This window comes from Streptomyces sp. NPDC002896 (assembly GCF_040295225.1).
Lineage (GTDB): Bacteria > Actinomycetota > Actinomycetes > Streptomycetales > Streptomycetaceae > Streptomyces.
Genome location: NZ_JBEOVA010000084.1, coordinates 1 through 7,318, shown reverse-complemented (window position 1 = coordinate 7,318; position 7,318 = coordinate 1). Strand labels below are relative to the sequence as shown.

5 protein-coding genes and 1 pseudogene are annotated in these 7,318 nt (G+C 71.2%); 2 read left to right on the top strand and 4 right to left on the bottom strand.

The annotated features are described in order from the left end of the window. Positions 1–199: 199 nt before the first annotated feature. Genes ABT009_RS47055 through ABT009_RS47040 form a run of 4 tightly spaced genes read right to left on the bottom strand, consistent with a single transcriptional unit; the run spans position 200 to position 5,925 of the window. A complete protein-coding gene (locus ABT009_RS47055) occupies positions 200–2,218 on the bottom strand; it encodes an acetoacetate--CoA ligase (protein WP_351309524.1) in 2,019 nt (672 codons plus the stop codon). 16 nt (positions 2,219–2,234) lie between these two features. Beyond that, entirely contained in the window at positions 2,235–3,848 is a 1,614-nt protein-coding gene (mhpA, locus tag ABT009_RS47050; protein WP_351309521.1) for a bifunctional 3-(3-hydroxy-phenyl)propionate/3-hydroxycinnamic acid hydroxylase MhpA, read from the bottom strand. Beyond that, positions 3,845–4,783, bottom strand: a complete 939-nt coding sequence (locus ABT009_RS47045; protein WP_351309518.1) for a fumarylacetoacetate hydrolase family protein — start codon at positions 4,781–4,783, stop codon at positions 3,845–3,847. Before ABT009_RS47045 ends, mhpA begins: the two co-directional genes overlap by 4 nt. Then, positions 4,780–5,925 (bottom strand): VOC family protein, encoded by a 1,146-nt coding sequence (locus tag ABT009_RS47040; RefSeq protein WP_351309515.1) that lies wholly within the window; start codon positions 5,923–5,925, stop codon positions 4,780–4,782. Before ABT009_RS47040 ends, ABT009_RS47045 begins: the two co-directional genes overlap by 4 nt. Before the next feature lie 136 nt (positions 5,926–6,061). Here ABT009_RS47040 and ABT009_RS47035 point away from each other — a divergent pair, with 136 nt between their 5' ends. Together ABT009_RS47035 and ABT009_RS47030 are read left to right on the top strand one after the other, a co-directional pair. Beyond that, positions 6,062–6,697, top strand: a complete 636-nt coding sequence (locus tag ABT009_RS47035) for a TetR/AcrR family transcriptional regulator (RefSeq protein ID WP_351309512.1) — start codon at positions 6,062–6,064, stop codon at positions 6,695–6,697. Positions 6,698–7,124: 427 nt separating this feature from the next. Next, positions 7,125–7,318: pseudogene (locus tag ABT009_RS47030) on the top strand (RNA-guided endonuclease TnpB family protein); the annotation flags it as partial.

Below are 7,318 nucleotides of genomic sequence, written 5' to 3'. Positions count from 1 at the left end.
CCCGCTTCCCCGCGCCCGGGGGCCGTGGGTGCGCGGTGTTCGCTCTTTTGCTTCTTTTGCCCTCGGGGGGGGGGGGGGGGGGGGGGGGGCGGGCGCCCCCCCCCCCCCCCCCACCACTCGGTGGGGACGGGGTTCGCGGAGCCGGGCGGGGCACAAGGACCGGGTGCTGTCACGTGTGCCTGTGACCCCCTGGCCGACGTCATGTGTGGTGTGTTGACCGCTTGTTCCGCTCCGCGCCCAGGCGGGCGAAGTAGGCGATCAGTTCGGGGTTGTCGACCGCCGCGGGGTTCAGGACCTGCTCGGCGGGGGCACCCTGGAGCAGGCGCTTGACGGGAACCTCGAGCTTCTTGCCGGTCCTCGTGTGCGGGAGAGCCGGTGCAGCGAGGATCTCGTCAGGGACGTGGCGGGGTGAGGCGCCGGCGCGGATCGCGTCGCGGATCCGGTCGCGCAGGGAATCGTCCAGGCCGACCCCGTCGGCGAGGACCACGAAGAGCGGCATCCAGTAGCCGCCGTCGCGTTCCTCCGCTCCGATGACGAGGGCCTCGGTGATCTCGGGGAGACGTTCGACGACGTCGTGGATGTCGGCACTGCCGAGCCGTACGCCGTTGCGGTTGAGGGTGGCGTCTGAGCGGCCGTGGACGATCAGCGAGCCGTACGAGGTAAGGGTGATCCAGTCGCCGTGCCGCCACACACCGGGGTAAGCGCCGAAGTAGGCGTCGCGGTAGCGGCTGCCGGCGGGGTCGTTCCAGAAGTACAACGGCATCGACGGCATGGGGCGGGTGACGACCAGTTCACCGACCCGGCCTACGACGGGGAAGCCTTCCTCGTCGTAGGCGGCCAGCGCCACCCCCAGGTTGGGAGCGGACAGCTCCCCCGCCCAGACGGGGGTCGTGGAGGCGCTGCCGGCGAAGCCGGAGACGACGTCTGTGCCGCCGCTGGTGGAGGCCAGTTGCACGCCGGCGCCCACGTGGTCGCGGACCCAGGGGTAGGCGGAGGCGGGCAGAGCGGAGCCGGTGCAGCCGATGACGCGGACGGCCGACAGGTCGTGCACGGAGGGTTCGATGCCCAGCTTGGCCATGGCCAGGAGGTACTGGGGGCTGGTGCCGAAGACGGTGACCTTGTGGCGGGCCGCCAGCTCCCACAGGACGTCCGGGCGGGCGTGCGGCGCGGGGCTGCCGTCGTAGGTGCAGGTGGTGGCACCGGTCAGCAGGGTGGAGACGACCAGGTTCCACATCATCCAGTGGGTGGTGGTGTACCACAGCAGGCGGTCCCCGATGCCCAGATCGGTGTGCAGGCCGAGGGTCTTGAGGTGTTCGAGCAGGACCCCGCCGTGCCCGTGGACGATGCCCTTGGGCAGGCCCGTGGTGCCGGAGGAGAAGACGACCCACAGGGGGTGGTCGAACGGCACCGGGGCGATGGTGAGGTACTCGACGCGGGTGGCCGCGTCCTCCCAGAGAACCGTCAGCCCCGAGTCCCCGCCCTCGGGCCAGGCAAGGCCCACGTGGTCCACGAGCACCGTGGCCTTCAGCGTGAGCAGGGCGCGGACCAGTTCGAGCGAGGCGGTCCGGCGGTCGTGTGTGGTGCCGTTGAACAGGTAGCCGTCCGCGGTGATGAGCACCGTGGGTTCGAGCTGGGCGAAGCGGTCGGCGGCGGCCTTGGGTGCGTAGTCCTGGCCGCACACCGACCACACCGCGCCCAGGCTGGCGGTGGCGAGGAAGGCGATGACGGCGTGGGGGGTGTTGGGCAGATAGCCCACCACCCGGTCGCCCGGTCCGACGCCCAGGTCGCGCAGGGTGGCGGCGACGGAGGCGACCTGGGCACGCAGCTCCCGGCCCGTGATCTCGTAGCCGGCTCCGGTCTCGTCCAGGGCGGTGATCGCGGGAGCGTCCGGCTGCAGGTTGCGCAGCGCGTGGTGGGCGTAGTTGAGGGTGGCGCCGGGGAACCAGCGGGCGCCGGGCATGGTCTCCTCGGCCAGCACCCGCTCGTACGAAGTTGTCGCATCGATGTCGAAGTACTCCCACACCGCGGCCCAGAAACCTTCGAGGTCGGTGACGGACCACTGGTACAGGGCTCGGTAGTCCGTGGGGTCCTGGATCCCTTCGGCGCCCCGGTGCCGGGCCGCCCATCGGGCGAAGTCCGCGATGCGGCTGTGGGCGGCCGACTTCGGGTCGGGAGTGAAGAAGGGTTCCGGATACGGCGCAAGGTGCGGGGTGGTCATGGTGTGGTGTTCCTCGTCAGGGGGCGGGCCGGGCGTCGGCGGTACGGCGGGTCGTGTGCAGCAGGGGGGCCCAGGCGGCGGTGTCCGGGAAGTCGCCGGTGCCGGCCGGGACGGTGTCCATCACGACGCGGTCGGGGCGCAGCAGGACGGCGTCGGCACGGCCGCGTGTCAGCCAGGCGGCCAGGGTGCCGTCGCCGCCCAGGTCGTCGACGTGGATCGTCGGGGCGCCCAGTGCCGTGGCCACGGCCGTCATCTGCGCCGTGGGCGGCACAGCGGTCAGGACGGCGAAGGAGTCTCCGAGGACGTCATCGAGGCGCACTCGCCTGCCGTCGTGCCGTACCCAGGGCTGCGGGCAGAAGGTGCCGGCCAGCACGCGGCCGGTCAGCCTGGGGCGGCGCCGTACGAGTGGACCGGCGGTCAGGGCGGGGCTGAGGTCACGGCTCACCGCCGCGGTCACGCCGGGGATGCGACAGGCCGTGCCCACGACGGCCCGGCGGAGCGCCGCACCGCGGTCCTGTCCGCCCGTCATGGCCCAGCCGACGGCGACCGCGACGCGGATCACATGGCGGGCGTGCGGCTTGCGCTCGCGTTCGTAGGTGTCCAGCAGCCCGTCGTGTGCGCCCTGTTGGAGGACGCGGGCGAGCTTCCAGGTGAGGTTGTGGGCGTCGCGCAGGCCCGCGCACAGACCCTGCCCGACGAAGGGCGGGGTGAGGTGGGCGGCGTCGCCCAACAGGAAGACGCGCCCCCTGCGCCACCGATCGGCGAGACGGGCCCGGAAGGTGTACTGCGCCTGCCGGATCACCTCGAAGTCGCCGCCCGGCGAGGCGTCGGGCGGCAGGTCCACCCAGGGGGCGACCAGCTCGCGCAGGCGCTCCTGCCCGTCCGGACCGTCCAGGTTTTCGTCCTCGGGCAGCCGGAACTCCCAGCGGTAGCGGTCCTCGCCGACGCGCATGAAGGTGGCCGGCCGGTTGGGGCAGCAGATCTGCTCGGCGCCTTCCCAGCTGCGCACCTGGCGGGTGGTGCGCACGTCGATGACTCGCCAGCTCTCCTGGAAGTGCAGGTCCTCCCACACGGCGCCGATGGAGTCACGGGTGAGGCTGCCCGCGCCGTCACAGCCGAGGACGGCATCCGCCCACACCTGCTCCTCCTCGTCGCTGCCGTCGCGGCGGAAGGTGACCCGGACCGCACCCGTCGGATCGTTCGGTCCGTCGGTGTCCTGGGTGACGGACACGACCTCCACCCCGCCCTGCAGCTCGCACTCCGGGCGGCGCGCCAGGGCGTCACGCAGCAGGCGTTCCAGCTCGGGCTGGTCGAACATGCTGGTCTCCGGGAAGCCGTGGTGTCCGTGCGAGGAGCGCGGGAACTCGGCGATCACGCGGTGCTCGGCATCGAGCAGCCGTAGCCCGCGCGCCGGGCGTGCGAGCGCGGCGAACTCCTCGTGGACACCGACACTCTGCAGGATCCGGCGGACCTCGTCGTCCACGACGACGGCACGCGGCAGGTGGTAGATGCCCCGATGGCGTTCGAGAAGCAAGCTGCGCACTCCGTGCCGGGCGAGCAGAAGGGCGGCCGTGACGCCGACGGGTCCGGCACCGATGATCACCACCGGTCTCCGGGATGCGGCCTTCATGGTGCGTCCGTAACGGGGGTCCGCTGCTCGCCGAGGTCGATCCGCCCGTCCGGGGTGGCGATCGTGGCGGTGATGAGGTCACCGTTGCGCAGGTAGCGGGGGTTCTTGGCCTGGCCCTTGAAGAACGCCTTCCACCGCACTGCGGGCGGCAGCAGCGCACTGATCTTCGCGACCGGCTTGGGCGGGGCCTTCAGGGCCGTGCCGCCGGGAGTGCCGGTCAGCAGCAGGTCGCCCGGGTCGAGGGTTTGGAAGCGGGCGAGCAGGGTGAGCGCCTGCGCGGGCCGTACGATCATGTCGGCCAGCGTGCGGTCCTGGCGCGACACGCCGTTGACCGACAGCCGCAGCCGCAGGTTCAGCAGCAGGGCGAAGTCCTCGGGCTCCAGCAGGGCCAGGTACGGCCCCGTCGGCGTGAAGGTCGGATAGGACTTGCTCTCGTAGAACTGGGTCTTGGTCAGCTGGACGTCGCGGGCGCTGACGTCGTTGGTCAGGACAAGGCCGGCGACGTAGCGCGGCAGGTCCTGCTCCTCGACGACGGTGCCCACGGGCAGGGCCGCGCCCATGACGAGGCCGAGTTCCACCTCGTAGTCGAGGAACTTCACGTGCGCGGGGCGGACGATCTTCTCGTGCGGTCCGCTGACCGAGCCGGACGCCTTGCGGAAGAAGGTGGGCGGAATGTCCCCGGTGAAGCCCGAATCCTTGGCGTGGCTGCGGTAGTTGACCATCTGGGCGACCACCCGGCAGGGGGTGGTGACCGGAGGCAGCGCCACCAGGTCGGCGACGGGCGTGCCGCTCTCGGCGGAGGCAGCGGCCTCGCGGACCGCGTCCCGGTCGGCGAGCAGCTCGGCGGTGGTGACCGCCTTGGTCTCGATGCGGACGGCGCGCTCGTCCCGGACGACCCACCAGCCGTCGGAGGTGCGCAGAACGTTGGTGCTCATGAGCTCATCGCTTTCATCAGGCCCAGCAGGCGTGCGGGGTCGAGTTCGTTGTCGTCGCGCAGGGCCGCCATGACCTCGCGCAGCTTGGCGGGGGACGGGTTGGTGCCCAGGAAGTCGCGGGTGACCGGCGGGCCCCACTGGGCCAGGCCGCTCGCCGACATCGGCGCCCAGCCGGGCTCCAGGTCGCAGGAGAAGAGGTCGCCGTCGGCGAAGTGCTCCAGCATGAAGTGGTCGGGATCGCGCCAGTAGTCGAACAGCTGGCTGCCCTGGATGTGCCGGCCGATCCCCCAGCTGCGCTGGTAACCGCGCTCGGCCAGGTACTCCCCACCGGCGCCGATCGCGTCGAGGTCGGTGACCTGGTAGGCGGAGTGGACGTAGCCGGTTCCGGGCCCCAGGTGCAGGGCGAGGGTGTGGTGGTCCACGGGCGTGCTGCCCTGGTCGCAGCGGATGAACGCCATGGTCGGCCCGCGCTCGCGCTGCCCGTCCAGGAACAGGAAGTCGGACACGATCATCCCGAGGGTGTCCAGGTACCAGTCCAAGGTGCGGGCGAACACCCGTGTCTCCAGCACCACATGGCCCAGCCGCTGGATACGCGACGGCTCACGGGGCGGACGCTGGGTGGCGTTCGCACGACGGTGATCGGTACCGAAGTTGAGGATCAGCGGCTCCTGCTCGGGCAGCGCGGGCAGCTGCTCGGCACAGTGCACGACCCGGACCGGCAGGCCCGAGGGATCGAGCAGGGCGACCGACTGTCCACCGCCCGGTACGCCGATGTCCCGGACGGTACTGCCGGTGGCGCGAGCCAGCCGGTCGAGGTCGGCCCTCTCGGCCGCGCGGAACGCCGGTCCGATGAAGCGGGACGTACGCCCCTTGCGGATCACCATGCACGGCGAGCCGGCGAACGTGCCCCGCAGCCACAGCTCCCCCTCGGTGCGGGCGGCGATCGCGAACCCGAAGTCACGGGCGAAGACCTCGGCCTGGTCCAGGTCGGGCTTCTCGAACTCAAGCCAGGCCAGGTCGGCCACCTTGATCACGGGATTCCGGGAACGTCCGGGATGCTCTCCGCGCAGGGCGCCCTGCTCACTGTGGAGGTCTTGGTGGGGCGTCTGGGGAGCAGCCCCGTTAACGGGGGTGTGGGACATGGTGTCCTCCAAGCAACATTGCCGTAATGAGGAAATCATCAACTTTGCCGTACCTATCGTCAATAGCGCGGGGCCAAATAATTGATGGTCTCATCAGTAATGGCAGACTAATCGTGACGGTTGTTACACTCGCCGTATGCCGACGTCAGCCCCGCCCAAGAACCGCTTCGAACGGCGCCGCGCCGAGACCCGTCAGGCGCTCGTCCGTGCGGCCCGGCAGATCCTCGCCGAGACCGGCGACACCAGCGCCAGCATCCAGGCCATCGCCGAGCGCGCGGACGTGGGTTTCGGCTCCTTCTACAACCACTTCGAGTCCAAGACGGAGCTGTTCGACGCCGCGGTGACGGACGCCTTGGACGAGTTCGGGCAGGTCATCGACGAGCGCGTACAAGGAATCGACGACCCGGCCGAGCTCGTCGCGGCGGGCTTCCGGCTCACCGCCCAGATGGCCGACTCCCACCCTGAACTCATGCGGATCCTGCGTGACCGCGGTCTGGCCCAGATCCACACCGACCGGGGCCTCGCCCCTCGAGCCCTGCGCGACCTGGAGATCGGCATCGCCTCGGGCCGCTTCACCTGCACCAACCCGACCACCGCCCTGTCCGCCCTCGGCGGGACCCTGCTGTCCCTCGTGGCGCTGCGGCTGGCCCGCCCCGACCTCGACGGCGACGAGGCCGCCTCGGACCTGGCCGAGATGGTCCTGCGCATGCTCGGCGTCCCGCCGGACGACGCCCACGAGGTGACCCGGCGGCCGCTGCCCGACCTCAGTTGACCCGGAACAGCGGCTGCGCCAGGCCCCGTGGACACCGGAAAGGCGTGGGCGCACCCCGTCCGCCGGTGACCGCGCGGGCCCTCGTCCCCTCGACCACGACCAGCCCATGAGACCGGGCTCCTCCCGGACACCGCGCAGCCAGATGCGGCCAGCCGAGGCTTCGCGGTCCGCCAGGACGGCGTCCGTCGTCAGTGTGGAGTTCACCTGATTCTGGCGAGGATGCCCCGGCGTTCACGCCGGGGAGGAATCGCCTCCTGTGGCTGCGACGCGGAGCGTCGCAGCATCTGCTTCCTGCCGGGCGCGTAGCGCCCGCACGCCTGCCCGGCGAAGCCGGAGAATGCGAACAACCATCCTGCGGATCACTCATGGTGGTGATCGTCAGGTGAACGGCGGTCGTGTGTGCGGTTGTCGCACTACCGTCCAGGTTGTGAAGCTGGTGGTGCAGGTGAAGCTGCTGCCGACGCCCGTGCAGGCGTCGGCGCTCGAGGCGACCCTGCGTGCCTGCAACCGGGCCGCCACCCACGCATCCGCCGTCGCCTTCGCCCACGACCTCAAAGACCGCAACGGTCTGCAGAAGGCGGTGTACGCGGACCTGAAGGCGGCCTTCGGGCTGTCGGCGCA